The following is a 26459-nucleotide window of genomic DNA, read 5'->3' on the forward strand; positions in this document are numbered from 1 at the left end:
AAGGTTTAGGCCTTCGCGGGCCTCAAGAGATTAGCAATCGAACTCGGCCAGTGCCTCGCCTAGAAGCCTCAAGCCCTCGCGAAGAACATTTTCGCTCGCGCAGTAGCCCAGGCGTGCGCCGCAGGGAAGCTCAAAACGGCTGCCGGGCACCAGCAGCACTCCCCTCTCGGACAACAGGCGCTTGCAGAACTCCTCGTCGTCCTCGGGAATATCAAGCTGGATAAACGAGGTAGACACGCCCTGCGGGGCCGTCCAGGAAACGCGATGTTGCGTATCGATCCAAGCCTGCGCGATATCGCGATTGCCAGACACGATCTTGCGGTTGCGCTCGAGAATCTTGTCCTTGTGCTCAAGCACATAGGTCGCCAGGGCATCGTTGAACACGCCGCCACAGATCATGGTGTAATCGCGATAGGTGCGGATGAGATTGGACACCTCTTCGTCGGCCACGACCCAACCCACGCGGGCTGCAGGCGTCGAATAGGTCTTAGATACCGAGTTGGTGACAATGGCCTTCTCATACACGTCGGCCATCGACATAAAGGACTCGGTGTTCTCGAGCGGCAGATATACCTCGTCACACAGCACGTAGGCGCCCACCGAACGGGCAATCTCGGCAATCTGACCGAGCGTATCGGCATCAAGCACCGTACCGATGGGGTTCGATGCGTTATTGATGCAGATGAGTTTCGTGTTGGGGCGAACGAGGCGCTTGAGTTCCTCGATATCGGGTTTCCAGCCGAGCTCCTCGCGAAGCTCCCAATACTCGACCTCGGCGCCGAGCGAACGCGGAATCTCATAGAGCGGCGCATAGGTAGGCCACTCGGCGATGACATGATCGCCGGGCTCGACCACGGCCATGATGGCGTTGAGGTTGGCACCCGTGCAGCCATTGGTCTGCAGAATGTGATCGGGATTGACCTCGCGACGATAGAGCTTGGCGACCTCGGCCTTAAAGTCGGGCGAGCCCTCGATCCAGCCGTAGTTCATCTTCTCGCGGTCCAGGCGCTCGTAGAAGGTAGCGCCGTCCTGCTCGTCGAGCGCGCGCAACTCGCCCATGGTAAGCGACGAGATCGTCGACTGGGCGATATCCCACGTAGCGCTCTTCTCCCAAACGTTGAGCCATTCCTCAACGCCGATTGTCTTGATATCCATGGCTAGGCTCCAATCGCTAGAACACGGGGGTGATGCCGGCAAAGGTCATGGGAATCGAGATGATGCCCAAAAGGCAAAGAAGCCGACACCGTTGGGGGGGGTATCAACGTGACTGCCCCTAGTCATATGGGCCACCTTATCTGATGTTAATTGAGCTTCATTAAACAAGAATGGGGCGGTGCGAAAACCCGCACCGCCCCATTGGGAGACATCTAATGGCAGCTAGATGTTTGTATTAAGACCTGTACGGGTCTTTGAAAACCTTAGAGGTCCTCGCGCCAGAAGGGCATGCTCATGCAGCGCGGGCCGCCACGGCCGCGGGAGAGCTCGGCGGAGGGCACGACGAGAAGGTCCAGGCCCTCCTTGTACAGCACGTCGTTGGTGACGGTGTTGCGGGCGTAGACGCAGATCTTGCCGGGCTCGACGCACAGGGTGTTGGAGCCGTCGTTCCACTGCTCGCGGGAGGCCGCGATCGGGTCGCCGCCGCCGCAGGGGATCAGCTTGACCTGGTCGACGCCGGTGGCGTCCTCCAGGACGTGCTCGAGGGTGTCCTCGATCAGGCGGATGTTCACGTCGCCCGGGTTCTTGCCGGCGGTCAGCTCGTAGACGCGCAGGGTGCCCATGATGGCGGGGTGGATCGTGAACTTATCGACGTCGATCTGGGTGAAGACCGTGTCGAGGTGCATGAAGGCGCGCGAGACCGGGATGTCGAAGGCCAGGATGCGCTCGACCTTGGAGTCGGAGTTCCAGAAGATGTTCTGGGCCATGACGTCGATAGCGGCGGCCTGGGTGCGCTGGGAGATGCCGACGGCGAGGGTCTTCTCGTTGATGTTCAGCACGTCGCCGCCCTCGGTGTGGAACTGGCAGTCGCGGCGGAAGTACAGGGAGACATCCTTGTAGTCGGGGTGGTACTTGAAGACGTACTTGCCGTACAGGGTCTCGCGGTTGCGGGTGACCGAGTACATGCGGTTGAGGTTGACGCCCTCGCCGACGACCGCGAACGGGTCGCGGGTGAAGTAGAGGTTGGGCATCGGGTCGATGATCAGGTCGGACTCGGACTCGGAGTTGACCAGGGAGTCGAGGGTCGTGGAGGCCGTGAGGGGCATCTCGATCTCGGCCTTGGTCATGCCGGCCATGGTCTTCTTGACGAACTCGAGGTTGTCCTCGATGGAGTCCAGCTTCTCGCGGACGATCTGCGGCATGTGCTTCCCGCGGATGCCGGCCTCGGCGATGTACTGGTCGGTGAACTCGTCGCGGGCGCCGGGGACCTGGTCGAACACCTCGGCGACGAGGTTCTCGAGGTAGAGCACCTCGACGCCCTGGTCCCTCAGGATCTGGGCGAAGGTGTCGTGCTCCTGCTGCGCGACCTCCAGGAACGGGACGTCGTCGAACAGGAGCCGCTCGAGCTCGTCGGGCGGCAGGTTGAGGAGCTCGTCGCCGGGACGGTGCAGGCAGACCTTCCTGAGCTTGCCGATCTCGGAAGGCACGTGCAGACCTTTCGTCATGGCCTCCTACCTTTCTTTCGGGCCTTACTGGCCAAATGTATCAGCGCCCCTCCGTATGGAGCGCTGCTTGCTGACAGCTCTAGTTATATCCAAATATCAACCGCAATTCCACCTCGCCCCCGAACGGTCAACAAAGTACGATGAACGGTATATCGCATACGATTTCCCATGATGCACTTCAGTTTCATAAAGCAGATTTTCCTAGGTAAACGTTATTTTTCTAGGAAATCAAGATTGAACACTCAAAGTTATCCATGATTCAAAATTGCATAGCGAAAACGGTTTTCTGCATATAAATGACGCTTGTCCTCGATTCGACCTAAATTCGATTATATTCAGCTTGCTATCATTCTTATTCATACATTCTCACCAGTTGAGTGAGGATATAGATCGCTTGCTCAAAGCACCGGACGTTAGTGCTTCGGATCGTCAGCGTAATATGTAGGTAAAGATACCGTTCGCGCGATACGTCCGCGCCATAGGTCGACTAAATTGAGACAATAAGAAATAGTGTTAGGCTACCGTCCCCTGTAGGGACTGAACGGACAGATGCATATGCCGAGCAAAATCGAAAAGAAGCAGAACACCGCCAAGCTGCGCAAGAAACCGCGCGATTTCTCGTATACGCAAAATCGAGAGCTTAGCTGGCTGCGCTTTGATAACCGCGTACTCGACGAAGCCTTCGATGAGTCTGTGCCACTGTTCGAGCGCCTTAAGTTCGTCTCGATCTTCGAGTCAAACCTCGACGAGTTTCTCATGGTGCGCGTGGGCGGCTTGTCCGATCTGGCAGAGCTCAAAAAACAGCCCGTCGACAACAAGAGCAATATGACCGCCTCCGAACAGGTCGATGCTGTCATGGCAGAGCTGCCCGGGCTCCTTACCCGCTGGGAGTCGATCTTTAAGAGCATCGAGGACAAGCTCGACACTCTGGGCGTTCACCGCGCCCGCATCGATTCGCTTACGCCCGAGGAACATACCTTTGTAACCCGCTACTTCCAGGCCTACGTATCACCGGTCATCTCGCCGCTGGTCATCGACCCGCGCCATCCCTTCCCCAACCTGCGCAACGGCGCGCTCTATCTGGCTTGTGGCCTGGACGGCATCACCGACGAGGAGAGCCTGCTGGGCCTTATCGAGATTCCCGCCTCGATGAACCGCGTGGTCGAAATCCCCTCGCCCACCGGCACCTACTCCTACATTCTGCTCGAGGACGTCATCCTCGCCTGCCTGGACACCTGCTTCGGCTCCTATAAGCCGCTCGACCGCGCGCTCATCCGCGTCACCCGCAACGCCGACATCGATCCGGACGGCGAGGGCGTCGAGGAGGAAGAGGATTACCGCCAGCACATGAAGCGCATCCTCAAGAAGCGCCTGCGCCTGCAGCCGGTGGTGCTCGCCGTATCGGGCTCGCTCGAAAAGCCAACGCTCAAGACCATCCGCAAAGCGCTCGAGCTTTCGCGCCGCTCGGTTTTTACCTGCGATATCCCGCTCAACCTGGGCTATGTCTTTGGCATCGAGGGCAAAATACCCGAGCATCTACGAAACGAGTTGCTCTTTACGCCGTTTAGGCCACAGCCCAACCCCACCATCGATATGACCCGCTCCATCCGCGATCAGGTGCTGCAGCACGACAAGCTGCTCTTTTACCCTTACGAGACCATGAATCCGTTCTTGGACCTGGTGCACGAAGCAGCCTACGACCCCGAGTGCATCTCGCTTCGCATCACGCTCTACCGCGTGGCCAAACAAAGCCGCCTGTGCGAGTCGCTCATCGATGCTGCCGAAAACGGCAAAGAGGTTACAGTGCTCATGGAGCTCCGCGCCCGCTTTGACGAGCAAAACAACATCGAATGGGCCGAGCGGCTGGAAGAGGCCGGCTGCACCGTTATCTACGGCTCCGAGGGCTTTAAATGCCATTCCAAGATCTGCCAGCTCACCTATCGCGAGGGCATGGCGCTTACCCGTCTGACGCTTTTGGGTACCGGCAACTTTAACGAGAAGACGGCCAAGCTCTACAGCGACTTTATGCTCATGACCGCGCATCCCGGCATCGGCGAGGACGCTAACCTGTTCTTCCGCAACCTGTCGCTGGGCAACCTGCGCGGCGACTACCGCTTCCTGGGCGTGGCGCCCGTGGGCCTCAAGCCGCTCATCATGCGCGGCCTGGACCGCGAGATTCAGCGTGCCCTTGTCGGCGAGCCCGCCCGCGTGTTCTTTAAGCTCAACTCGCTTACCGACCGCGAGGTCATCGACAAGATCGCCGAGGCATCGTGTGCCGGTGTGCGCGTGGAAATGATCATCCGCGGTATCTCGTGCCTCAAGCCCGGTGTTCCGGGCAAGACCGAGAACGTGCACGTGCGCTCCATCGTCGGACGCTTTTTGGAGCATGCGCGCGTCTATGCCTTTGGCGTGGACTCGGATATGATCTACCTGAGCTCGGCAGACATGATGACGCGCAACACCGAGCACCGCGTGGAGATCGCCTTCCCCGTGCTCGACCCCACCTGCCGCGCCCAGGTGCACGAGTACATGGGCATGCAGCTGCGCGACAACGTGAAGGCACGCAGTCTGACGAGTGACGGCACCTGGATTCCCGTGGAGCGCAAAGAAGGCGAGAAGCCCTTCAACTCGCAGGAAGCTCTGCTGGAGCGTGCCTATCGCAACGCCGGGGCCGTCGCCAAGGCAGAACCTACGCTCGCATCCAAGCCTGAGCTCGAACCGCAGCCGGCCGCACCCGAGGTCCAGAAGGTTCAGGCAACCGTCATAGAGCCTGAGTCCGAGCCTGCTCCTCGGCCCCAACCGCAGACGGCCAACCCCGCGTCCCAGAAGGGCGCCCGCCGCGAGAAGCCCGCTGGCAAGACCAAGACCATCGAGCGCCATCGCCCCGGTCGCGTGCGCATGGGACTGGGCCTGATCGGCCTAGGCCTTAAGACGCTCATTACCGGCAAGACGAAATAGACGTTTGTAGAAGCGCCCCGTATTTGAGGAATACCCCAAATACGGGGCGCTTTTCACTGCTACCATGGTTGCGAACAATACCGCGAATGACAGGCAGGAACATGAAGCTCACCATAGAATCGATGACCTACGGCGCCGACGGACTGGCGCACGCCGACAACGGCAAGGCCGTCTTTGTGCAGGGCGCCGTGGCAGGCGACACCGTCGAGGCCGAGATCGTGCAGGACGGCAAGTCGTTTATGCGCGCCCGCACGACCGAGATTCTGGAGCCGGGCCCCGATCGCATTCAGCCCCCCTGCCCCTTCGTGGGCGTCTGCGGCGGTTGTTCGTGGGGCAATCTCTCGCGCACCGCGCAGCTTGCCGCCAAAGAGCAAAACCTGCGCTCCACGCTCGAGCGCATTGGCAAGTTCGCCCCCGAGCAGGTCAACGATCTTGTCCAGCCCATCCGCCACACCAAGGACGACTGGGGCTACCGCAACAAGATTGAGCTGGAGCCCACCCTCGTTAACGGCCGCGTTCGCCTTGGCATGCACGGCGTCGATCCCAGCAAGATCGTCACCGTAGATTCGTGCCCGCTGTTCGATAAGCGTTTTCCCAAGGCGCTCAAATCGGTCGTCGGCGCGCTCAACTATCTGAGCGGCAGTCACGATCTGGGTCTGGAGCGCGTGGGCATTCGCGCTTCGCGTCGCACCAAGGCGCTCGAGGTCGCACTTTGGACGCCCACGGGCTCCTTCCCGCGCTCGCAGGTCTCGCGCGTGTTGGCAGACGCCGCTCGCCCCACGAGCGTAGTGCGCGTCATGAGCAAGGGCGAGAAGAAGGCCCGCCGCGTCTCCAAGGTGGAGATGCTCGCCGGCGAGGGCTCCTGGACCGAGAACATCGCCGACGGCCAGATGCGCCTTTCGGCCCCATCGTTTTTCCAGGTCAACACCAAGGGCGCCGAGATTTTGATCGAGCTTGTCATGGAGGCGCTCGACCCGCAAGAAGACGAGCTTGCCATGGACCTGTACTGCGGCGCCGGCACCTTTACCCTGCCGCTCGCCCGCCGCTGTGGTTTTGTTGCCGCCATCGAGGCCTACGGCCCGGCCGTGCGCGACCTGCGCCGCAACCTCGAGATCAACAAGCTCGATAACGTCGATGTCATCGGCGGCGATGCCGTGCGCGAGTTCCCCGACCAGGATGCCGATGTCCTGGTGGTCGACCCGCCGCGTGCAGGTCTGGCACCCGAGGCAATCGACCTCATCGCCAGCACAAGCGCCCGCGACGTGGCCTACGTGAGCTGCGATCCGGCGACTTTGGCACGCGATCTTAAGCGCTTTGTCGAGGAAGGCACCTTCTCCCCCGTCAAGATCACGCCGGTCGACCTGTTCCCGCAAACCTTCCACTGCGAAACCGTCGCCCATCTCAAGCGCAACTAGACTGTTTGCCCAAGACCACACCCGATGATTTTTCTGGGACGGGGATAAAAATAAATTTGTTCCGAATGATTATTTAATCCCCGTCCCGAAATTAAACCGCCCCCCATTTCTTGGACATTGAACTGCCGCCCGAGAAAGCTAAACGCCTTCTGGCAGGTTGTCCCGGACCGAGGGCGGCCGCCTCGACCGCCCTCGGCCCTCACCCACCTCAACTGCCCTCAACTACATAGAGCTGGTCGAGAAGGGCCCAAGCTAGCAGGCGCCTTCCTCGTCGTCGTTGGGCCGGTAGGTGATGAACTCGATGACGAAGGCCAGGACGGCAGAGACGAGCGAGGCGATGATCGCGAAGATCATGTGGGAGATTCCGGCGCCACCAGGGGTCCCGTCGATGAAGTTGAGCATGTTGAAGACACCGAGGCCACCCGAGATGTACATGAGGGCGCCCGTCATTCCCACGATGGCGCCGCCCACGGCGGAGCTCAGGCATGCCACGACGAACGCGCGCTTGTTGGGGAGGGCGATGCCGTAGATACCCGGCTCGGTGACGCCGAAGAAGAAGGCGGAGATCATCGCGGGAAGGGCGATGCCGCGGAAGCGCTCGTCCTTGTTTCTGAGATACATGGCAAAGATGACCGCTCCGAGCGCGAACCCGTGGCCGATGGTGGCGGCCAGCACGCTGTCGTGGCCGAGGGTGTTCAGGTTCATGATGGAGATGGGGATGAGGCTCCAGTGGAAGCCAAAGATGACGAGGCACATCCACAGTCCGCCGACCAGGGCGCTGCCCAAGACGGAACCAACCACGGGAAGCTGGAAAATGAACGAGAACGCCGCGCTCAGCAGGTTGGTGATGAGGGTGGCCACCGGGCCGATGACGAGGTAGCCCAAGACGATGGAGACCGTCATCGTGGCGAGCGGGTCGAGGAACATCTTGAGCGCAGCCGGCATCCAGCTCTTGAGCCAGCGCTCAATGATAGAGCCGAACCACACCATGAGAAGGACGGGAATCACCGAGCTCACGTAGCCGGACACGGGCATGATGATGGGGACCCCGAGGGCGGTGGCGTACCACGAGAACGTGCCGGCCACGCCGAGGTCGATGCTGCCGAGCGCCTCGCCCGAGGTCAGGGCGACCATCGTCGGGTAGAGGAGCGCCACGCCGATTGCCACGCCGGTGAACTCGTTCATGCGGAACTTGCGCGCGGCACTGAACGCCAGGGCGACGGGAAGGAAGCAGAAGAAGCCGTCAGCCACGGTGTAGAGCAGCGTGTAGAGGCCGTCGTTTGCAAAGGCTGGGACGAAGTAGGTGATGAGGGCAAGCAGTCCCTTCATGATGCCTGCGGCGGCAAGCGGTCCCAGGATGGGCTGGAAGATGCCAGAGATGAGGTCGATGATGACGAAGGCAACGGTCTTATCGCCCTGGGGCTCGTCGTCGGCGCTTGCACCGCCCGAGAAGCTACCGGCCTCCAGGACCGCGTCGTAGACGTCCTCGACGATGTTACCCACGACCACCTGGTACTGGCCGTTGGCCTGGATGACCTGGATGACGCCCTTGAGGGCCTCGATCTTGGCCGTGTTGGCGCGGGACTCGTCCTTGAGCTTGAAGCGCACGCGCGTGATGCAGTGCGCGACGCTGGAGACGTTCTCGGCGCCGCCTACGTTCTCGAGTATGGATCTGGCCAGATCGTCGTATTTTTCAGCCGTTATTTTCTCCTTAGTGATATTGCCCGGGCGGCTAGCCCAGGTCGCCTCCGTTGGTGGCGATGGCCTGTTGGTACCAGTAGAAGCTCTTCTTGCGCCTGCGCTCGAGCGTGCCGTTGCCCAGGTTGTCGCGGTCCACGTAGATGAAGCCGTAGCGCTTCTCCATCTCGCCGGAGCCCGCGCTCACGAGGTCGATTGGCCCCCAGGTGGTGTAGCCGAGCATCTCGACGCCGTCCTGCTCGATGGCGTCGCGCATGGCCTCGATGTGCTCGCGCAGGTAGGCGATACGGTAGTCGTCCTCGATCGTGCCGTCGGGAAGCACCTCGTCATAGGCGCCGAGGCCGTTGAGCAGGACCGGGCAGAGCATGCCAAAGAAGCCGGCGATGACGGCAAAGGGCAGGATGCCCTGGGCGAGGACGCCCGAGACGACGTAGTCCGGGCACACCGTGAGCGACATGACCACGGAGCCCGCGCATACGATGACGCCACGCTGCTCGGACGAGCAGGGGGCCTCGACCTTGCCGGAGAGGGTGACAAAGAGGGAGCAGGACACGGCCGCCCCCAGCGCGCAGAGCAGGGCCACGGGGTCGTACCCGGTGATGCCGGTCTTGTAAACGCCGCTGGCGAACACCGTTCCGAAGACGATGACCAGGGCGGAGACCACTTGGAGGGCCCTCGGCGGTCGGCGCGTCATGACGGTCTGCCACAGGAGCCCCAGCCACGTGAACTGGAAGAGGAGCGTGAGCGCCACCGGGGCGGGCAGCACGCTCATGGCGTAGCAGTAGAGGATTGAGGTGAGGCAGGTGAGGGCTCCCAGGCCCATGAGCTTGAGGGCGAGCTTCCAGCCCACGCGCTGCCAGCGGTGCCCGAGTGCATGGCCCGCGAGTGTGGCGAGGGCGAAGAAGAGGCAGCCGAACCACGCCTGGCTCGCCACCACCTGCGCCGAGGTGAAGCCCGCGGCGTAGGCGAGCTTGTAGGTCGTGGCCATCGCGCCGTAGCAGGCACCGCCCGCAAAGACCTGGAGCGCCGCCTTGGCCTGTCCCGCGCCCGTGGCTCCTGCCCCGGCGGCCTGTTGCTTGATTGTGTTTGTTCCTGCCATTAGGCTCCCTTCCGTCTGCTGTCTTGCAGATGCACGTCTCGTGCGTCTGTTCCCTGCAGTCGGAAGGTGGGCTCGTGCGGTCTTCTGGCGGTGCATGTGGCACCTGCTGCCAAGACGAAAAAAGCCACGCAACCGACTGCTCGGTTGCGTGGCAAAAAGGTGGCTAGCGCCCAGAAAAGTCCACGCGTTTTTAGACTGGGACAAAGTACTACAACAGGTGAGATTCCGTCAAGAAAAACCGAGGAAAAAAGTGAGTCTCTGCCCGCCGTACCTGTGGCGGTCGTTCCCCGAACGGGGCGGTGCGCTGGGGACTGTCTCGATCTGTAACAGTAAGACCCGGTTTTGGTCCGTAGATGTTACAGATTTAGACGTTTTGTCGGGGCGGTTTCCGTTTGTCTTGATCTCTAACAGTTAGGGGTCAAAAGTGGGCCTAGATGTTACAGATTGAGATTGTTAAGGATGGGTGAGGGTAGCTAAAACCCCGTCCCTTTTTAAACATTGGGAAATCGAGCGTGGCAAGCATGGGTCTTCGGGGTATAAGACGGCTAATTGTATGCCGCCTTACGAAAGGAACCCTCATGCCCAGCGTTGCCGTTCTCGCCGCCGATGGCTTTGAAACTATTGAATGCCTGACCATGGTCGATGTCATGCGTCGCGGCGGCGTGCGCGCCACGCTCGTCTCGATCATGCCCACACGCGAGGTCGTGAGCTCGCTGCAGATTCCCGTGACCTGCGATGCGCTCTTTGACGAAATCAACTTTGAGGAGTACGACTGCATCGTGCTGCCCGGCGGCCTGCCCGGAGCCACCAACTTGCGCGCCGACCAGCGTGTCTGCGATGTAGTCTGCGAGTTCGCCGCAACCAAGCATGTTGCCGCCATCTGCGCCGCCCCGTTTATCCTGGGCGAGCTTGGTCTGCTCGAGGGACGCCGAGCCACGTGCTTCCCCGGCTTTGAGAAGAGCTTCCCCGAGGGTGCTTATACCGGCGAGAAGGTCACGCAAGACGGCAACATCATCACTGCCAGCGGCATGGCACAGTCACTTCCCTTTGCCTTGGAGCTGCTGCGCACACTCGCCGGCGACAAGGCCGTCGAGAAGGTTGCCGAGGGCATCCAGCTATGATTTTGGCTTCGCAATCGCCGCGCCGCATAGAGCTGATGCGCGAGGCGGGCTATGACGTTCGCGTAATTCCCGCAGATATCGACGAAACGCCTTCTGATGGCGAAGCTCCGCTTACGCTTGTCGAACGCTTGGCACGCGCCAAAGCCGCTGCCGTTGCCTCCGAGCACGCCGAACCCAACGAACTGACTGTCGCAGCCGATACCATTGTCACCTTTGACGGGCAAATTTTGGGCAAGCCGGCAGACGAGGACGAGGCACGCACCATGCTCCGCGAGCTTTCGGGCCGCACGCACCAGGTGGCAACCGGCGTCTGTATCGTTAAAGCCGGCGACGCTGCAGCTCCGCATGCCGCCGAAAGTCTGTCGTTTGTCGATGTGACCGACGTGACGTTCTACGAGCTTACCGAGGAGCAAATCGGGCACTATGTTGCCTCCGGCGAACCCATGGACAAGGCCGGAGCCTACGGTATCCAGGGCACAGGCGGCCGCATGCTCGTGCATGACATTTCGGGCGACTTCTACAACGTGGTGGGCTTACCCATCGCTCGCGTCGCACGCGCGATTCAAAAACTCTCGTAATTGCATCTGGCGCTGGGTATCCCCCGGCGCCTACAATTTTGCCGTACCGTACGGATCCCGACCGAGCATAAGGCCCGGCGGAAAACCGATAGGAGAAAACATGGACACCCTGCTCGAAGCCATTGACGTTTGCGATGTCGATGGCTTTTGCTTTGGCAACTATACAGACGAGGAGGCCGGCACCGGCTGCACCGTAATCGTGGCGCCCGAGGGTGCCACCGGCGGCGTTGACGTGCGTGGTGGTGCTCCCGCTTCGCGCGAGACCGATCTGCTGCGTCCCGAGAACACCGTCGATAAGGTCCACGCCGTCTGCCTTTCGGGCGGTTCGGCCTTTGGTCTCGAAGCGGCAAGCGGCGTGGCCCGCGAACTCGAGAGCCGCGGCATCGGCCTGCCCGTCGGCCCCACGCAGGTGCCCATCGTGTGTTCCAGCTGCATCTTCGACCTCGCCTTTGGCGATCCCACCGTGCGTCCCGACATTGACGCCGGTATCGCCGCCGTGCGCGAGGCGCTCGACCATACCCCCACCACACTCGAGCAGGGCAATGTAGGTGCCGGCACCGGCGCCACCGTAGGCAAGCTCATGGGGCCCGCCACCTGCATGAAGGCTGGCCTGGGAGCTGCTGCCGTGGCACTCGGCACCGTCAAGGTAGGCGCCGTGGTCTCGGTCAACGCCTGTGGCAACGTGGTCGACCCGACCACCGGCGAGTGGGTGGCCGGCATGCGCGCCGCAGCCGATAGCGACCAGATCGTCGACATGGAGCTCGCCGCCCTTGCCGCCGCCGGCTCTATGAAAATGCCACTCGACCGCACCAACACCACCATCAGCTGCATCGTCACCAACGTGGAGCTCACTAAGGCCCAGGCCACCAAGGTCTCCCAGATGGCCGCAGACGCCTATGCACACGCCATCCGCCCCACACACACCACCAACGACGGTGACACCATCTACACCCTTGCCAGCGGCAAGCTGGGCAGCCAGGCAAGCGCCGCCGTTCCCCTAGACCTGCTGGGCATGCTCGCCGTAAGGGCCCTGGAAACCGCCATCGTAAACGGAGCCAAAACCGCCAAAACATCCCACGGCATCCCCGGCGTTGCGAAGTAATCCACTCGACCGTCGGTCGGAGGCGGGCGGGCGTTACGTTTGCTGCTCTACAGTCCTATGCAAGACGAAGGCCACATTAAGTGGCCTTCTTTGCATGCGGAACTCGCGACAAACGTAACGCCCGCCCGTCTCCGACCGACTACCAACTAAAACTTTTCAGCCCAGGCCCCTGTGTACCGCGCGTCCAAGATCTTCAAATTCAGGCAGCCTGACAATCGATTCTTATAGCAAAGGCCCCTTGGCCTTTAGTTTGATAAAAGTTCCGCACGAGCCGGAAAGCACTTAATGTGCTTTCCGTGCGAGCAGGACTGTTCGCAGTAGCAAACTAAAGGCCAAGGGGCCCAGTCAACCTATCAGCAGCGATTGCTCAACAGCTAGTTAAATTTGAAGATCTTTGAGGCAAGACGGTATAGGCCGAGTGTGGTTTTGTCTCCAGCCCGCCCGTGCAGGTTGGTAAAGAAGCCGACCACACCGTAGCGTGCACGACGATACATACGCTCGTCGTAGGCCTTCAAATCACTCCACAATGTCGTCAGGCGCTCGTCGGCGCAATCCTCATCGGAAAGCTTGGTTAGCACCGAACAAATTGCCATCATCATAGTGAAATAGCCCATCATGTACGCGCGCAGACGCGACGACTCGACATCGCTATACAGATGGAACGACTCCATCATAATGCGCGTCACGCGAAACTGCTGGTCCAGACGTTTGACCATCGTGGCCTCGTTGACGCTCTGGCCCTCGCGACCGATAAAGTAACGATAGAGGTCGATGTCGGCGTAGTACATGGTCTTGCAGCGCGGCAGCGGCACATAGGCGTAGATATTGTCTACATAGAACGTGTGCGGCGGCATAGGCAGATTGGACGCGCGCAGCACATCCGTGCGATAACACAGGCTGTGCATGAGCAAATTCTGGTCCGGACGGAAATGGCCAATCTGGTCCCAGGTAAAGATCTTTTTGCGCGGCAGGGCAAACTTGTAACCAATGGCGGTATGCGTACCCTCGTAAACCTTCTCGTACACATAGTTCGAGATAAACAGATCGACGCGCTGGTCGCGCTCCTCAAAGCCACGCAGAATCGAAAGCATGGTCGAAAGCGCCGCACCGTCGAGCCAGTCATCCGAGTCGACGACCTTGTAGTAGGTGCCCTGCGCCTCGCGCAGGCCCGAGAGGACGGCCATGCCGTGACCGCCGTTCTCCTGATGCACCGCGCGGATGATACCGGGGTAACGCGCCTCCCACTCATCGGCCTTAGCTGCCGTCTCGTCCTTGGAGCCGTCATCGACGATGATGATCTCGATATCGGTGGCGTAATCGCTCCCCTCCAGAATGGAGGTGATGCAATGGTCCATGTCCTTGGCGGCGTTATACGAGGGAATACCGAATGATATGACTTTATGCATGGCAGGCGATAATCTCATCCGAAAGATCGAGGGCAGAGTTGGTCACGGCATCCATATCGTAGTAACGATACTCGGCCAAGCGACCCACCGGGTGGAAGTTCGTCAGGTTCTGGACGCGCTCAAGATAGCGCTCATAGAGCTCGCGGTTCTCGGGCTCCAGAATGGCGTAATAGGGCGTCTCGCCCGAGCCGGGCGTATAGGCCTTGGAATACTCCTTCATGATGGTGGTCTTGCCGGGCAGGACCTGACCAGTCATGTTCTTGAACTCGGTGATGCGCGTGTAATCCTCGCTCGTGGTGTAGTTGACGGTGCCCACGGGCTGGAACTGGTCCATATCGAGCGTCTCGAACTTCATGTCGAGCGTACGGTACGGCAGAGCGCCCAAGTCGAGGTTGAACAGCTCGTCGAGCGGACCGGTGTAGACGATCTCGCCGCCATAGACCTTGCCGTCGATCTTGACGGTGGTCTCGTCAATCTCAAAGAGGTCACGGGCGTCCACGTCGCAGAACACATCAATCAGATCGTGGTCGAGCATATGCTCGAACAACGCGGTATAGCCGTCCTGCGGCATGCCCTGGAAGGGAGCCTGCGGGAAATAGCGGTCATCGTCGCCCACAAAGACGGGAACGCGGCCGGTGATCGAGGGATCGATCTGGTCGGGCGTCTGGCCCCACTGCTTCATGGTGTAATGCAAAAAGACGTTCTCGTAGACGTAATCGGCGACCTCGGCAAGATCCGGGTCGTTCTTCTTGCGCAGCTCCATGATGGGCACCTTGACGTCCTTGCCAAAGGTCTCCACGAGCTTCTGATACAGCTCTTCGCCGCGCTCATCGCCAAAGGCGAGCTTGAGGCTCGCGTGGTTAAAGGGCACGGGCATAAGGGTGCCGTTGATGTTGGCGAGCACCTTGTGCTGGTAGTCCGTCCACTTGGTAAAACGCGACAGAAAATTGTGGACGCGCTCGTTAAAGGTATGGTAAATGTGCGGGCCATACTCGTGGACCAGGATCCCGGCCTCATCAAAGCAGTCGTAAGCATTGCCCGCAATGTGGCCACGGCGCTCCAAAACGGCAACGCGATAGCCGATAGTCTCGGCAAGACGGCGGGCACAAACGGCACCGGCATACCCGGCACCGACGACAATCATGTCGTATGCGCCGGCGTTAAAGCCTTCAGGCAGGCCTGAGGTAATCTGCATCGATACTCCTTGTCAAAAGCCACGAGCTCGTTAGCTGGGCTTTTCTCGAACATTCTTCGAGACATATTTATCAGAGCGATTATAGCGCTAATGCGTCCTATAATGAGCTTGCCACACAAGGAAAGCTCAAGCACCCCGGCGTACGTATTTAAAAGGTAAACCCGCTAGCAGCGGGTTTATTCGTGGACAGCCGGGTACCTGGAGCTTAGCGAAACGCTTGTAAGGAGTAACATGAGCGATTTCCTAAACCGTATGAAGTCTGCCGCCAAGGCCGACCTTAAGACGATCGTCCTGCCCGAGGGCGAAGATCCGCGCACCATCATCGCAGCTACCAAGATCATCGAGGAGGGCTTGGCAAAGATCGTCATCTTGGGCAACCCCGACGAGATCAACGTTCCCGGCGCTACCGTCATCGACCCGCGCAATGCCGAGAAGCACGAGGAGTACGCGCAGAAGTTTGCCGAGCTCCGCGCCAAGAAGGGTGTCACCATCGAGCAGGCTCGCGCCCAGGTGATGGACGCCACCTACTTTGGCACCATGATGGTCAAGATGGGCGATGCCGATGGTCTGGTCTCCGGCGCCTGCCACTCCACCGCCGACACTCTGCGCCCCGCGCTGCAGATCCTCAAGACCGCCCCGGGCACCAAGCTGGTCTCGGCCTTCTTTGTGATGTGCACCGACACCCCGCAGTTCGGCACCGACGGCACGCTGATCTTCGCCGACTGCGGCCTCAACATCAACCCGTCCTCCGATGAGCTCTCCGAGATCGCCATCGCCTCCGCTCACTCCTGGTCCACCTTCATGGGCAACGTTGAGCCGCACGTGGCTATGCTCTCCTACTCCACTATGGGTTCCGCCGGCGGCGAGGTCGCCAAGAAGGTCCAGGAGGCCGTGAAGTTCTGCAAGGAGAAGGCTCCCGAGCTCGCCATCGATGGCGACCTGCAGCTCGACGCCGCCATCGTCCCCAACGTCGCCCAGCTCAAGGCTCCCGGCTCCTCCGTTGCCGGCAAGGCCAACGTGCTCGTGTTTCCCGACCTCGAGGCCGGCAACATCGGCTACAAGCTGGTCCAGCGCTTCGCCGGCGCCGACGCCTACGGCCCCATCCTGCAGGGCATCGCCAAGCCGGTTAACGACCTTTCGCGCGGCTGCTCTGCCGACGACATCGTGGGTGTCGTAGCCATCACCGCCGTCCAGGCTCAGATGGCTGAGTAGCGCACGCACTCGCCCGAAGGCCGTACGGGCTAACCCCTGAAAACGTCCTCGACCAATGAAACGCCCCCGTTCTGCTCCTTCGGAGCTACGAACGGGGGCGTTTCTGGTCTGCGGATTGTTTTCAGGGGTTAGCCCGTACGGCCTTCTACCGCAACGCAGCAATCAGGGCATCTGGAGTGGACGGCGGCTTGGCTACGGGCAGGGGCTGAGAATCTGAATGGATGGGTGCCGTTGCTGGGGGGCAAACGATGCGGATATGGTCACTTTGGATTTGAAAGGCTTATAGGGCCTCGGCGGTTGTTGTGCCGGAAAGCGTGTCCCGGTTTGAAGGCGGATTGCGGGATGTAACTTCCACTTGGGGGCTGTTTGGGAAACTGTGGGACGGAATTTTGCTTTGTTGCGGGTCGTATTTTCCGCAACCTGCCCCAAACGGAAAGTGTGTCCCAGAATTTGTGCTCGAAACGGGATGGAGTTTCCGCTGTCCTTCTGCTAGTAAAAAAGGCCTCCGGAGCTGTTGCTTCGGAGGCCTTTCGTTTACATGCAAACGAGCGCGTTAGTTGTTCGCGGTCAGACGCTCGACGTCGTGGGCGATCATGTATTCCTCGTCGGTGGGGATGACCATGACGGTGACGGCGGAACCGGCGGCGCTGATGACCTGCGGGCCGTTGCCCACGGCCTCGCGGTTCTTGTTGTTGTCGATGCGCACGCCCAGCCACTCAAAGCAGTCGCAGAAGGCCTTGCGGATCGACCAGTCGTTCTCGCCGATGCCGGCGGTAAAGGTGATGGTGTCCACGCCCGCCATAGATGCGATCATGGAACCGGCCTGCTGCATGGCCTTGTAGGCGAACATATCGAAGGCGAGCAGGCAGCGCTTATCGCCCTCGGAGGCGCGCGTGCGGATGTCGCGGGCGTCGTTGGAGATACCCGAGATGGCAAGCAGACCAGACTGCTTGTTCATCATGTCATCGACTTCCTGATAGCTGTAGCCGCCCTCGCGCTGGAGGTAGCACACGGTGGCCGGGTCGATGGAGCCGCAGCGGGTGCCCATCATCAGGCCATCGAGCGGCGTGAGGCCCATCGTGGTGTCGCGGCACACGCCGTCCTCAATGGCGGCAAGCGAAGCACCGTTACCCAAATGGCACGAAAGCAGACGGTGGCAGCGCGAACCCAGGATCTCCTTGGCCATCATCCACTCATAGCGGTGGCTCGTGCCGTGGGCGCCGTACTTGCGCACGTGGTACTTGTCGCACACGTCCTTGGGCAGCGCGTAGGTATAGGCGACCTCGGGCATGGTCATGTGGAACGAGGTATCGAAGACGGCGACGTTGGGCAGCTCCGGATACTTCTCGCGGCAATATTCGATTGCCGCGGCCTCGCCGTAGTTGTGCAGCGGAGCAAGCGGTGCTACCTCAAGAATCTTGGCCATAACCTCGTCGTCGACGACTGCGGAATCATCGAAGTGCCAGCCGCCCTGAACGATACGATGCCCAATGCCATCAATCGTAAAGTCGGTCTTCTCGAGCTCCTCGAGCACGCGAGCGATAGCAGAGCGATGATCGGGGAAAGGGACCTCCTCGGTCTGCTTGGCGCCACCGTTCTCGGAGTGGCCAAAGATGCCCATGTCCGAACCGATACGTTCGCAGTTGCCCTTGGCGAAAACCTCTCGGGTATCGGTATCCAAAAGCTGATATTTAAGGCTTGAGCTGCCGGCGTTGACAACAAGTACGTTCATGAGACTCCTTTGCAGTGCAATACGGTCGACGCAGACCCCTTAAGGCGGCCGCATTTTAATAAGAGGTTATCACAACTTGATAAATAGCTATCAAGCATATCGCCCAACGAGCACAAAAGAGGGGCCGAACGGCGCTCGGTCGTCCAGCCCCTCCCCTCTTGCAATTACTTGCCGTTGACGATGCGCTCGACGTCGGAAGCGATCATGAATTCCTCGTCCGTGGGGATGACGAAGATCTTGACCTTGGAATCCTTGGCGGACAGGCACCAAGCGCCGTCACCACGCAGGGCGTTGCGGGCATGATCCATCTTGACGCCCATAAAGGCCAGACGGTCGGCGACGCCGGCACGAACGGCCGGAGCGTGCTCACCGATGCCAGCGGTGAAGACCAGCGTGTCCATGCCGCACATGGAAGTAGCCATCTCGGCAGCCTTGGCGGCAATCTTGTAGACAAACATGTCGAAGGCGAGCTGAGCCTCGGGGTCACCAGCGGCGGCGAGCTCCTCGACGTTGCGGCAGTCGTTGGTCTTGCCGCCGGTCACAGCCAAAAGGCCGGACTTCTTGTTCATCATCTCGTCGACCTCGTCGAAGGTGTAGCCGCCCTCGCGCTGCAGGTAGCACACGGTAGCCGGGTCGATGGAGCCGCAGCGGGTGCCCATCATGACGCCGTCGAGCGGCGTCAAGCCCATGGTGGTGTCCATGCACTTGCCGTCCTCGATGGCGCACAGGGAGGCGCCGGAACCGATGTGGCACACGACGACCTTGCGGGCCTCGCCGTTGGTCATCTCGGCGACCTTCTTGGAGATGTAGCGATAGCTGGTGCCGTGGGCGCCGTACTTACGGATGTGCAGCTTGTCGCAGACGTCCTTGGGCAGGGCGTAGGTCTTGGCGACCTCGGGCATATTGAAGTGGAAGGCGGTGTCGTAGACCGTGACGTTGGGCAGGTCGGGGTACTGCTCCAGGCAGAACTCGATAACGTTGGCCTCGGGGTTGTTGTGCAGCGGGGCGAGCGGAGCGACCTCGCGGATCTTAGCGAGAACGTCCTCGTCGACGAGGGAGGAATCGCCAAAGTACCAACCGCCCTGAACGATGCGGTGGCCGATGCCCTCGATCTTGACGCCGTTAGCCTCGAGGTCCTTCAGGACGACCTCGATGGCGACCTTGTGGTCGGGGAACTCGATGTTCTCGGTCACCTTCTTGGAGCCGTTGGCAGCGTGGGTGAAGGTACCGCCGGTAAAGCAGACGCGCTCACAGGAGCCCTTTGCGGACACCTTGTGGGATTTGGTATCGATGACCTGATACTTAAGGGTCGAAGATCCTGCGTTGACGACCAGAACGTTCATGTGTCTCCCTACTAACAGGCGGTGTGGCGCCGCCAGGTTACATACGCTTCAATAATAAACCCAAACGCCCTCGCGCTCGGGTTTATTGCGTTGATATATAAGTTATCGATGCCCAAGCTTTCGCCTCATCCCACGGAAGAAGCGCCCTCAGATGAGGTTCTCGCCCAGGTTTTTGCCGCCGAGGACGTGCATATGGAAGTGCATGACGGTCTGGCCGGCGTTGACGCCCTTGTTGGAGATGACGCGGAAGCCGTCCTCCAGGCCCTTGGCCTTGGCGACCTCCTGAATGGCGTGGGCCATGGCGCCCATGGTCTCGGCAGGTACGTTGTCGGCGATGTCGCTGTAGTGCTTCTTGGGAATCACGAGGGTGTGGACCGGCGCCTGGGGGTTGAGGTCGTCGAAGGCGATGACCTGATCGTCCTCATAGACAACGGTTGAGGGGATCTCGTGGTTGGCAATTTTGCAGAAGATGCAATCACACATGGTTGGTTCCTTTCTCACAGACCAAGGTAGTCTTTTTGGGACGGGGCTTTTTTGACTACTTTTTCGCAAGCGCAGGCACCTGGCGAGCCGTCGCGCAAGGGTAGTCAAAAAAGCCCCGTCCCAAAAAGACTACCCCAAAGTAGGCTGCGAGGTGGTTAGAACGAGAGGTTATCGTCGGTGTTGGCGGCTTCGCCGTCGGCGAGCACGTCGTTGCCGTCGACGTCCTTAAGGAGCACCGAGACCTTCTGCTCGGCATCGGACAGGCGGGTGCGTAGGCTCTTGAGGAGCTCGACGCCGCGGGTATAGCTCTCGAGCGACTCCTCGAGCTCCATGTCGCCCGACTCCAGGCTGCGGATGATGAGCTCCAGCTCCTGCGAGGCCTGCTTGTACGTAAGCTGCTCGACCGGGGTCTTCTCTGCCATATCTGTTTCCTTTCCTAAGGGTCTATCACTGTGAAACGCGGTCTACTCGACCGCGTTGACGGTTGCTGCCACGTTGCCGTCCGCCATGCGCACGCGAATAGCGTCGCCCGGCTTAAAGATCTTGGCGCTCGTAGCCACACCGTCCTCGCTGTACGCAATGGAGTAACCGCGGGCAAGCACCTTGAGCGGCGACAAGGCATCGAGCGACGCAGCAGCTCGGCCCAGGTCGGACGCGGGCTTGCTGAGCATCGTGCGCCCCTGATGCTCCAGACGGGAGCTCGCAAGCGTGAGCGCATGGCGCTTGCCATCGAGCCCCGAGGTGCTTGCGATCAAGCGCTCGGGCAGGCGCTCAAAGTCGGAGCGGAAGGCCCCAACCGAACGCGTTATGGCGCCGGACAGGCGATCGGCCGTCAGGGCAAGCTCTGACTCGCGACGCTCGACCATAAACGTTGGATCGTTGAGGCACGGGCGGCACGCGGCTGCATCGAGCGCATCGCCCAGACGGGCCGTATAGGTGTCCCAAGCGCGGCGACCACGCTGATCGAGCATTTCCAGATCGACCTGATCTGACCCGATCATCGATGCCATCGCGGCGCCCAGACGCTGATGGCGCGCCTCGAGCACATCTGCCAGCTCCGTCATAGCCGGTGCCACCGATTCTGCAGCCGCCGTTGGCGTGGAGGCGCGGCGGTCGCTCACCATGTCGCAAATCGAGGTATCGGGCTCATGCCCAATGCCGGTCACCACGGGCACAGGACAAGCCGCCACCGCGCGGGCAAGCTCCTCGTCGTTAAAGGTCATGAGGTCCTCGAAGGAACCGCCGCCACGCACCAGCAAAATGCAATCGGGCGCCGGCGTAATGGAAGCGGCGCGACGCAAACCCTCAATGAGCTCTGCCGGCGCACCCTCGCCTTGAACCTTGGCACCCACGCAAACGAGCTCGACGAGTGGGTTGCGACGACGCAATGTGCGCTTGACGTCATCGATTACGGCACCCGAAAGCGAGGTGACGACCGCCACACGCGAGCAGAACACCGGGATGCGGCGCTTGCGCGCTTCGTCCATCAGGCCCTCGCGGCTCAGCTTTTCGGCCAGTTGCGCCACTTGTTGACGCAGCAGACCCTCCCCCGCCAGCGAAAACGAGCGGGCGACAAAACTCATGCGGCCCGTGGGCTTATAGAGATTGAAGCTACCCTTAAAGCTCACCTGCATGCCGTCGCGCAGATCGAACGTGCGCTTGAGATAGGCACCCTTCCAAATGATGCAGTCAACGGCGGCCGAATCGTCCTTAATCTGGAAGTAGCAGTGGCCGCTTCGGGCATTGGGGCCACGGAAGCCCGTGACCTCACCCAAGACACTCAGCTGCGGAATAGCATCGAGTGCACCGGCGGCGATCTCCACCGCCTGGCTCACGCTGAGTTCCTTGCGCTCCTGATCGTCCGAGCCGTCAAACTCGGCGGAAACAGCATTGCCGGTTAGATTCCAGCCTGCCACGCAGCCTCCTTTCGTTATCGTGCACAAAGGCTCCAGCCCTGCGCAAATTCAAGTCCAACACATAGTACAGCGCCGCGGGGACACAAATCCCCGCGGCGCCTGTCAAGCCAATTTGTTATCGGTTGGAGTTTCTGTTGTAGCGAGCCATCAGGTAGAGCAGCTGAATGATCGAGGTGAGCGCTGCGGCAACATAGGTAAGCGCGGCTGCCGTCAGGACCTTCTTGGCACCGTTGACCTGCTTGGAGCTCATGCCCGACCGCTCGATGTACGCCACGGCGCGGCGGCTGGCATCAATCTCGACCGGCAGCGTAACCAGCTGGAACAACACACTAAACGAGAAGAAGATCAGCGCGAGGGTCGTGAGTCCCGCAATGTTCATAAACAGGCCCAAGAGCAACACGATGGTCCAGGTGTTCTGGGTAAAGTTGACGACCGGGACCAGGGCAGTGCGCACCTTCATCATGGCATAGCCGCTTTGGCGCTGGGCGGCGTGGCCCGCCTCGTGGCAGGCGACGGCAACGCTTGCGACCGATCCGCCCGAACGGTTGGCATCCGAGAGATACAGGTTGTTATCCTGCGGGTTGTAATGGTCGGTGAGCTCACCGGCGACGCCTTTGATACCCACGGCATTGCAACCGCTGGCGTCGAGCATGCGGCGCGCGACCGCAGCGCCCGTGTCGCCGTCCGAGCGAACCTTGGACCAGGTTTTATACGTCGAGTTGATATAGCTCTGCGCGGCAAGACCGAGCACCGTACAAACAAGGACGACCAGCAGGTACAGCGGGTCGATGCCAAAGCCATAACCATAGTAATAGGGCATGCGAATTCCTCCGAATCGAGTTACACGTTGGAGGCATTCTACCCACTCGCCCAGCCAACGAGACAGCATCGATGTTTTGGCAATGTCAGCGAAAACGGCCGAGAGCGAGCAAGGTGACGTGAAAGAGAAGCGACGCGTACTTTGGTACGCGAGCGACGATTGAACGTCAGATTGCCGCTCTCGGCCGTTTGCAGCGTCGAGCTGTTACGCGGTTTGGTAAAACCGCGTAACCATATACCTACAGGAGCTCGATTTTGCCGTCCTTCACCGTCAACCCCATGTTGCCCGAGAGCAGATCGTCCAGGCGCGAGCCCACGAGCTCAAAGCGCCAGCCTTCGCGCAGGGGGCTCTGCTCGGGATGCTCAATATAGTCGGCCAGGTCATCGCGCGAGGCAATGACCGAGGTCGCCACGCCCGAGCGCTCGGCAACCAGTCGAATAAGCGCATACATCAGATCCGTCACGCTCTCCAGCTCCGGCGAGATCTGGCGGTGTCCGCGCACCATGAGCGGCAGGCGATCGTGCGGGCAACTCGCGCCGCGCTTGATGGCCATGAGTGCACCGTCCACATCGCGCTCCCCCAGCTGGTCGGTACCGCGGATACTGCGGAACTCCTCGACGCGCACGGGATTGCGCTTGACGAGCGCCAGCAGCGTATCGTCGGACATGACCCACTTGCGCGGGATGTTGCGGCGCTCGGCGCGGTCCTCGCGCCAAGCGGCAAGCTCGCGCGCGATGCCCAGCTGATGGCGGCTGCACGAGTTGATGCGCTTGACCTTACGGAACGCCTCGTGACGGTCGGCGCGATAGTGCGACTCGTCGGCCAGCGGGCGCAGTTCGTCGAGCACCCAGTCCACACGGCCCAGTTCGCGCAGGCGGCTCATCATCTCGGTATAGGCGACGATCAGGTACTTGACGTCATCGATCGCATACTCAATCTGTTTATCGGTCAGCGGACGGCGCGACCAGTCGGTCAGCGACTCGGTCTTGGGCAGCGAGACGCCGCAAAACGTCTGCACGAGCGCGCCGTAGGAAATCTGCTGGCGCTCGCCCAAAAAGGCGGCGGCGACCTGCGTGTCAAAAATAGGACGCGGCAGCACGCCCACGGTATGGAGCATGACCTCCATATCCTGCGAGCAGGCGTGGAACACCTTGGTCACGCTCTCGTCGGCCATAAGCTCAGCGAGCGGCGACAGGTCGTCAATCACCAGGGGGTCGACCGCGACGCTCTCGGCGGGGGTGGCAATCTGGACCAGGCACAGACGCGGATGGAACGTGCGCTCGCGCAAAAACTCGGTATCGACGGCGATCGCGTCGAACTCACGAGCGCGCTGGCAAAAATCGAGTAGAGCCTGATGTGTGGAAATGTACATATCAACCCATCGAATAAGGTTAGGCCCGAAAAACACGGGTAGGATATCGGCATTGCCTTACAACTATACTCGGTTAGTCACAGAACGGGAACGTAAGTATGCGCTGCCTTATCATCCACAACCCGGCATCGGGCCCCAGCTCAGATGAAATCTACGCATTCACGCACGCCCTCGCACAGGGCGGCGACGAGGTCGTGATGCGCTTTATCGGCGACGGCATGGAGCCCGAAGACGCCGTGGCGGACGTGCGCGAGTTTGATCGCGTGGTGGTCTCGGGCGGCGACGGCACCGTCTCTAACGTGCTCGACCAGATGCGCGGGTGCGGTGTCCCCACACTCGTCTTTCCCTCTGGCACGGCCTGCCTGTTCTTTAACAACATCGGCAATGCCCCCGAGGCGGCGGCGCTTGCCAAGGCTTGCCGCGCCGGCCGCACGGTCAAGGTGGACATGGGTGAGCTCTTTTGGATCGACGAGAACGGTAACGAGAAGCGCCACGGCTTCATCATCATCGCCGGCTCGGGCTACGACGCCGAGATCATGATGAAGGCCGCCCCCACCAAAAACGACATCGGCGAGATCGCCTACTTCCTCTCCGCGCTCGCCACGCCCAACCCCACGGTGGCGCACTTTACCATTGAACACGACGGCATGGTCGAGGAGCTCGACGGCATCTGCTGCATGGCGGGCAATACCTCAGTCATCCAAAACGACATCAACCTGTTCCCCAGCTGCCGCATGAACGACGGCATGGTCGACATCGTCGTTATTGAACCCGTGCGCACGGTGCAGCTGCTGCCTACTGTGATCACCGCTGCGCTCGACCCCGCCGGCAAGGTGCTCGGCCGCCCGCAGTTTAAGATTATCCAGACCAAGGAAGCCAAGATTACCTGCACGCCGTCGCTGGGTATGCAGTTCGATGGCGAGATCATCTCCAGCAACTCCGGTGTCTTTGGCGCCCGCGCGCTTCCGCAATGCCTCGACCTCATCGTCGACGAATTCTCACCACTCGGAAAATAGGAGAACCCCGTGAACGACAACCCTATCCTTGGCTTTATCGTCATCGTTCTGGCCCTGCTCGTGGGCTACGCCATCAACGTGATTCACCGCCGAAAGAAGTAAATCCACATTGGTATGATATTCATCCAATCACCGAGGAGAAGTCCAAGGGCAACAACATGGCCGCCATGGGTGTTGGCGCCATCATCATCGGTGTCTGTGGCTTCGTGATCTATCGTCGCAAGAAGGCCTAAGAACCCCACACCTTAAGGCGCGGGCGGGATGGCCAAGGTCCCCCCCCCGCTCAGCCCGCCCCTTCGACCGGCGGGAAACGTCGCCGAAATCTTTTCAAAAAAGATTTCCCCGCACACACTTCGCTGTGCTATAGTGCAGCGCAACAGCAACTGGGCGCGACCGCGCCATGGCATCACGAAAGGAGCCACCAACATGAAGAACACGATGACGTCCCTCAACAACTGGTGGTGGCGTGATGCGAATACGATCGGTCGACAGTGAGTCCCTCACGCCTGTTTTTGCGCTCTAGGTGATTGAAAGGCCTCCGGTTTCGACCGGGGGCCTTTTTCTATCTCGAGCCCGATCGCATTCGCATCACGCGCCTCCGCTTTTCCCTTGCACTCCCCTTCCGAAAGGATTTTCAACATGTCTCAGAACACCACCGCCCAGCCCCGCACCGTCCAGACCGCCGACCGCGGCAAACTCGATGTTCGCGCCCTTGTCCTGCTCGCCATCCTGCTTGCCGCCGGCTTCATCCTCAACTTTACCGTCGGCAAGGCAATCTCGGGTATCTCCGGCGGCATGATTAGCCCCGAGTTCATCATCTCGGCCTTCTGCCTCACCATCCTGGTCGTTCGTCCCAACATTGGTCAGGCACTCGTCATCGGTCTCATCTCGGCGGCCGTAATCCAGATCACCACTACCTCGCCGTTTGTCGATTTTGCCGCCGAGGGCATCGCCGCCATGCTTATGGCCGTCATTGTCAACACTGCCGCCAAGGATGGCCAAGTTAAGCCTGCCGTCGCCATCGTCGCTACGTTCGTGACCACCTTTGTCTCGGGCGTCATCTTCATGGTCATCAAGATGGCCATGCTCGGCGTAATGGGCGAACTCGCCGCAGCTATGCTGCCCGTCGTCGCCATGACCGCTGTGTTCAACGCCATTCTGGTCGGCGCGCTCTATCTGCCCATCCAGAAGGCCCTTAGGCTTAACTAACCCGCTCGGCTTTACGAGCCACCCCATATTGGCGTTCATTCGTCGCTCGCGTACCCAAGTACGCTTCGCTCCTCTTTCGCGCCAACCTGGGGCACCTCGTAAAGCCGTCTACGTGCTTCACCAG

The 26459-nt window shown here is 60.5% G+C and carries 20 protein-coding genes and 1 pseudogene; 8 read left to right on the forward strand and 13 right to left on the reverse strand.

Translation table 11 applies throughout. The features are described from left to right. Positions 1–30: 30 nt before the first annotated feature. Both ACQQ92_RS03650 and arcA read right to left on the reverse strand, forming a co-directional pair. On the reverse strand, positions 31–1155 hold the full coding sequence (locus ACQQ92_RS03650; RefSeq protein ID WP_427795813.1) for an aminotransferase: 1125 nt from the start codon (positions 1153–1155) through the stop codon (positions 31–33). 263 nt (positions 1156–1418) lie between these two features. Next, positions 1419–2660 (reverse strand): arginine deiminase, encoded by a 1242-nt coding sequence (gene arcA, locus ACQQ92_RS03655; RefSeq protein WP_427719164.1) that lies wholly within the window; start codon positions 2658–2660, stop codon positions 1419–1421. Between the two features lie 549 nt (positions 2661–3209). On the opposite strand from arcA, the gene ppk1 reads away from it, so the two are divergent. Together ppk1 and rlmD are read left to right on the forward strand one after the other, a co-directional pair. After that, positions 3210–5618 carry a polyphosphate kinase 1 gene (gene ppk1 / locus ACQQ92_RS03660; protein ID WP_427795814.1) on the forward strand — a complete coding sequence of 803 codons (2409 nt, stop codon included), beginning with the start codon at positions 3210–3212 and terminating at the stop codon, positions 5616–5618. A gap of 86 nt (positions 5619–5704) precedes the next feature. Further along, positions 5705–7033: a 23S rRNA (uracil(1939)-C(5))-methyltransferase RlmD gene (gene rlmD / locus ACQQ92_RS03665; RefSeq protein WP_427795815.1), complete on the forward strand. Its 1329-nt coding sequence runs from the start codon at positions 5705–5707 to the stop codon at positions 7031–7033. Positions 7034–7285: 252 nt separating this feature from the next. On the opposite strand, the gene ACQQ92_RS03670 is transcribed toward rlmD, so the two are convergent. Both ACQQ92_RS03670 and ACQQ92_RS03675 read right to left on the reverse strand, forming a co-directional pair. Next, complete coding sequence (locus tag ACQQ92_RS03670) at positions 7286–8752, reverse strand: PTS transporter subunit EIIC (RefSeq protein ID WP_427795832.1); 1467 nt, start codon at positions 8750–8752, stop codon at positions 7286–7288. A 13-nt stretch (positions 8753–8765) separates the two neighbouring features. Next, positions 8766–9086 (reverse strand): annotated as a pseudogene (locus ACQQ92_RS03675) (family 1 glycosylhydrolase); the annotation flags it as partial. A gap of 1322 nt (positions 9087–10408) precedes the next feature. Between ACQQ92_RS03675 and ACQQ92_RS03680 the strand changes: the two are divergent. The 3 genes from ACQQ92_RS03680 (at position 10409) to ACQQ92_RS03690 (ending at position 12631) form a co-directional block, all read left to right on the forward strand. After that, a complete protein-coding gene (locus ACQQ92_RS03680) occupies positions 10409–10951 on the forward strand; it encodes a DJ-1 family glyoxalase III (RefSeq protein ID WP_427718432.1) in 543 nt (180 codons plus the stop codon). Next, entirely contained in the window at positions 10948–11529 is a 582-nt protein-coding gene (locus tag ACQQ92_RS03685) for a Maf family protein (RefSeq protein ID WP_427795816.1), read from the forward strand. The genes ACQQ92_RS03680 and ACQQ92_RS03685 overlap by 4 nt, the downstream gene beginning before the upstream one ends. A 100-nt stretch (positions 11530–11629) precedes the next feature. Continuing rightward, positions 11630–12631: a P1 family peptidase gene (locus ACQQ92_RS03690; protein ID WP_427795817.1), complete on the forward strand. Its 1002-nt coding sequence runs from the start codon at positions 11630–11632 to the stop codon at positions 12629–12631. A 374-nt stretch (positions 12632–13005) separates the two neighbouring features. Here the strand turns inward: ACQQ92_RS03690 and ACQQ92_RS03695 are convergent, their stop codons facing one another. Together ACQQ92_RS03695 and glf are read right to left on the reverse strand one after the other, a co-directional pair. Beyond that, positions 13006–14037, reverse strand: coding sequence for a glycosyltransferase family 2 protein (locus ACQQ92_RS03695; RefSeq protein ID WP_427718441.1), 1032 nt, complete (start codon positions 14035–14037; stop codon positions 13006–13008). Then, entirely contained in the window at positions 14030–15232 is a 1203-nt protein-coding gene (gene glf, locus ACQQ92_RS03700) for a UDP-galactopyranose mutase (RefSeq protein WP_427729079.1), read from the reverse strand. The genes ACQQ92_RS03695 and glf overlap by 8 nt, the downstream gene beginning before the upstream one ends. Before the next feature lie 231 nt (positions 15233–15463). Here glf and pta point away from each other — a divergent pair, with 231 nt between their 5' ends. Beyond that, positions 15464–16444: a phosphate acetyltransferase gene (gene pta, locus ACQQ92_RS03705; RefSeq protein WP_427718446.1), complete on the forward strand. Its 981-nt coding sequence runs from the start codon at positions 15464–15466 to the stop codon at positions 16442–16444. 553 nt (positions 16445–16997) lie between these two features. Here pta and ACQQ92_RS03710 read toward each other — a convergent pair. The 7 genes from ACQQ92_RS03710 to rnd all read right to left on the reverse strand — a co-directional run bounded on the left by ACQQ92_RS03710 (position 16998) and on the right by rnd (position 24110). Further along, positions 16998–18176: an acetate/propionate family kinase gene (locus tag ACQQ92_RS03710; RefSeq protein WP_427795818.1), complete on the reverse strand. Its 1179-nt coding sequence runs from the start codon at positions 18174–18176 to the stop codon at positions 16998–17000. Positions 18177–18340: 164 nt separating this feature from the next. Next, positions 18341–19519 carry an acetate/propionate family kinase gene (locus ACQQ92_RS03715; RefSeq protein WP_055252343.1) on the reverse strand — a complete coding sequence of 393 codons (1179 nt, stop codon included), beginning with the start codon at positions 19517–19519 and terminating at the stop codon, positions 18341–18343. A 147-nt stretch (positions 19520–19666) separates the two neighbouring features. Continuing rightward, complete coding sequence (locus ACQQ92_RS03720; protein WP_035137921.1) at positions 19667–20002, reverse strand: histidine triad nucleotide-binding protein; 336 nt, start codon at positions 20000–20002, stop codon at positions 19667–19669. A 155-nt stretch (positions 20003–20157) separates the two neighbouring features. Beyond that, the gene (xseB, locus tag ACQQ92_RS03725; protein ID WP_006234311.1) at positions 20158–20424 is read right to left on the reverse strand and encodes an exodeoxyribonuclease VII small subunit; all 267 of its coding nucleotides are present in this window, start codon (positions 20422–20424) and stop codon (positions 20158–20160) included. Between the two features lie 42 nt (positions 20425–20466). Beyond that, positions 20467–21918 carry an exodeoxyribonuclease VII large subunit gene (gene xseA / locus ACQQ92_RS03730; RefSeq protein ID WP_427795819.1) on the reverse strand — a complete coding sequence of 484 codons (1452 nt, stop codon included), beginning with the start codon at positions 21916–21918 and terminating at the stop codon, positions 20467–20469. A gap of 115 nt (positions 21919–22033) precedes the next feature. Next, a complete protein-coding gene (locus ACQQ92_RS03735) occupies positions 22034–22738 on the reverse strand; it encodes a zinc metallopeptidase (protein WP_427795820.1) in 705 nt (234 codons plus the stop codon). A gap of 238 nt (positions 22739–22976) precedes the next feature. After that, positions 22977–24110 (reverse strand): ribonuclease D, encoded by a 1134-nt coding sequence (gene rnd, locus ACQQ92_RS03740; RefSeq protein WP_006234315.1) that lies wholly within the window; start codon positions 24108–24110, stop codon positions 22977–22979. 98 nt (positions 24111–24208) lie between these two features. On the opposite strand from rnd, the gene ACQQ92_RS03745 reads away from it, so the two are divergent. Both ACQQ92_RS03745 and ACQQ92_RS03750 read left to right on the forward strand, forming a co-directional pair. Further along, positions 24209–25126 carry a diacylglycerol/lipid kinase family protein gene (locus ACQQ92_RS03745; protein ID WP_427793897.1) on the forward strand — a complete coding sequence of 306 codons (918 nt, stop codon included), beginning with the start codon at positions 24209–24211 and terminating at the stop codon, positions 25124–25126. Between the two features lie 639 nt (positions 25127–25765). After that, positions 25766–26335, forward strand: a complete 570-nt coding sequence (locus tag ACQQ92_RS03750) for a hypothetical protein (RefSeq protein WP_427795821.1) — start codon at positions 25766–25768, stop codon at positions 26333–26335. The last annotated feature ends 124 nt before the right edge of the window (positions 26336–26459 follow it).

Origin of the sequence: Collinsella sp. SGI.241 (assembly GCF_050312955.1) — a bacterium.
Classification (GTDB): domain Bacteria; phylum Actinomycetota; class Coriobacteriia; order Coriobacteriales; family Coriobacteriaceae; genus Collinsella.

Excerpts from the sequence above, each read along its gene's own strand:
- ACQQ92_RS03650 (WP_427795813.1), bottom strand. The coding sequence starts at position 1,155 with ATGGATATCAAGACAATCGGCGTTGAGGAATGGCTCAACGTTTGGGAG.
- arcA (WP_427719164.1), bottom strand. The coding sequence starts at position 2,660 with ATGACGAAAGGTCTGCACGTGCCTTCCGAGATCGGCAAGCTCAGGAAG.
- ppk1 (WP_427795814.1), top strand. The coding sequence starts at position 3,210 with ATGCATATGCCGAGCAAAATCGAAAAGAAGCAGAACACCGCCAAGCTG.
- rlmD (WP_427795815.1), top strand. The coding sequence starts at position 5,705 with ATGACAGGCAGGAACATGAAGCTCACCATAGAATCGATGACCTACGGC.
- ACQQ92_RS03680 (WP_427718432.1), top strand. The coding sequence starts at position 10,409 with ATGCCCAGCGTTGCCGTTCTCGCCGCCGATGGCTTTGAAACTATTGAA.
- ACQQ92_RS03685 (WP_427795816.1), top strand. The coding sequence starts at position 10,948 with ATGATTTTGGCTTCGCAATCGCCGCGCCGCATAGAGCTGATGCGCGAG.
- ACQQ92_RS03690 (WP_427795817.1), top strand. The coding sequence starts at position 11,630 with ATGGACACCCTGCTCGAAGCCATTGACGTTTGCGATGTCGATGGCTTT.
- ACQQ92_RS03695 (WP_427718441.1), bottom strand. The coding sequence starts at position 14,037 with ATGCATAAAGTCATATCATTCGGTATTCCCTCGTATAACGCCGCCAAG.
- glf (WP_427729079.1), bottom strand. The coding sequence starts at position 15,232 with ATGCAGATTACCTCAGGCCTGCCTGAAGGCTTTAACGCCGGCGCATAC.
- pta (WP_427718446.1), top strand. The coding sequence starts at position 15,464 with ATGAGCGATTTCCTAAACCGTATGAAGTCTGCCGCCAAGGCCGACCTT.
- ACQQ92_RS03710 (WP_427795818.1), bottom strand. The coding sequence starts at position 18,176 with ATGAACGTACTTGTTGTCAACGCCGGCAGCTCAAGCCTTAAATATCAG.
- ACQQ92_RS03715 (WP_055252343.1), bottom strand. The coding sequence starts at position 19,519 with ATGAACGTTCTGGTCGTCAACGCAGGATCTTCGACCCTTAAGTATCAG.
- ACQQ92_RS03720 (WP_035137921.1), bottom strand. The coding sequence starts at position 20,002 with ATGTGTGATTGCATCTTCTGCAAAATTGCCAACCACGAGATCCCCTCA.
- xseB (WP_006234311.1), bottom strand. The coding sequence starts at position 20,424 with ATGGCAGAGAAGACCCCGGTCGAGCAGCTTACGTACAAGCAGGCCTCG.
- ACQQ92_RS03735 (WP_427795820.1), bottom strand. The coding sequence starts at position 22,738 with ATGCCCTATTACTATGGTTATGGCTTTGGCATCGACCCGCTGTACCTG.
- rnd (WP_006234315.1), bottom strand. The coding sequence starts at position 24,110 with ATGTACATTTCCACACATCAGGCTCTACTCGATTTTTGCCAGCGCGCT.
- ACQQ92_RS03745 (WP_427793897.1), top strand. The coding sequence starts at position 24,209 with ATGCGCTGCCTTATCATCCACAACCCGGCATCGGGCCCCAGCTCAGAT.
- ACQQ92_RS03750 (WP_427795821.1), top strand. The coding sequence starts at position 25,766 with ATGTCTCAGAACACCACCGCCCAGCCCCGCACCGTCCAGACCGCCGAC.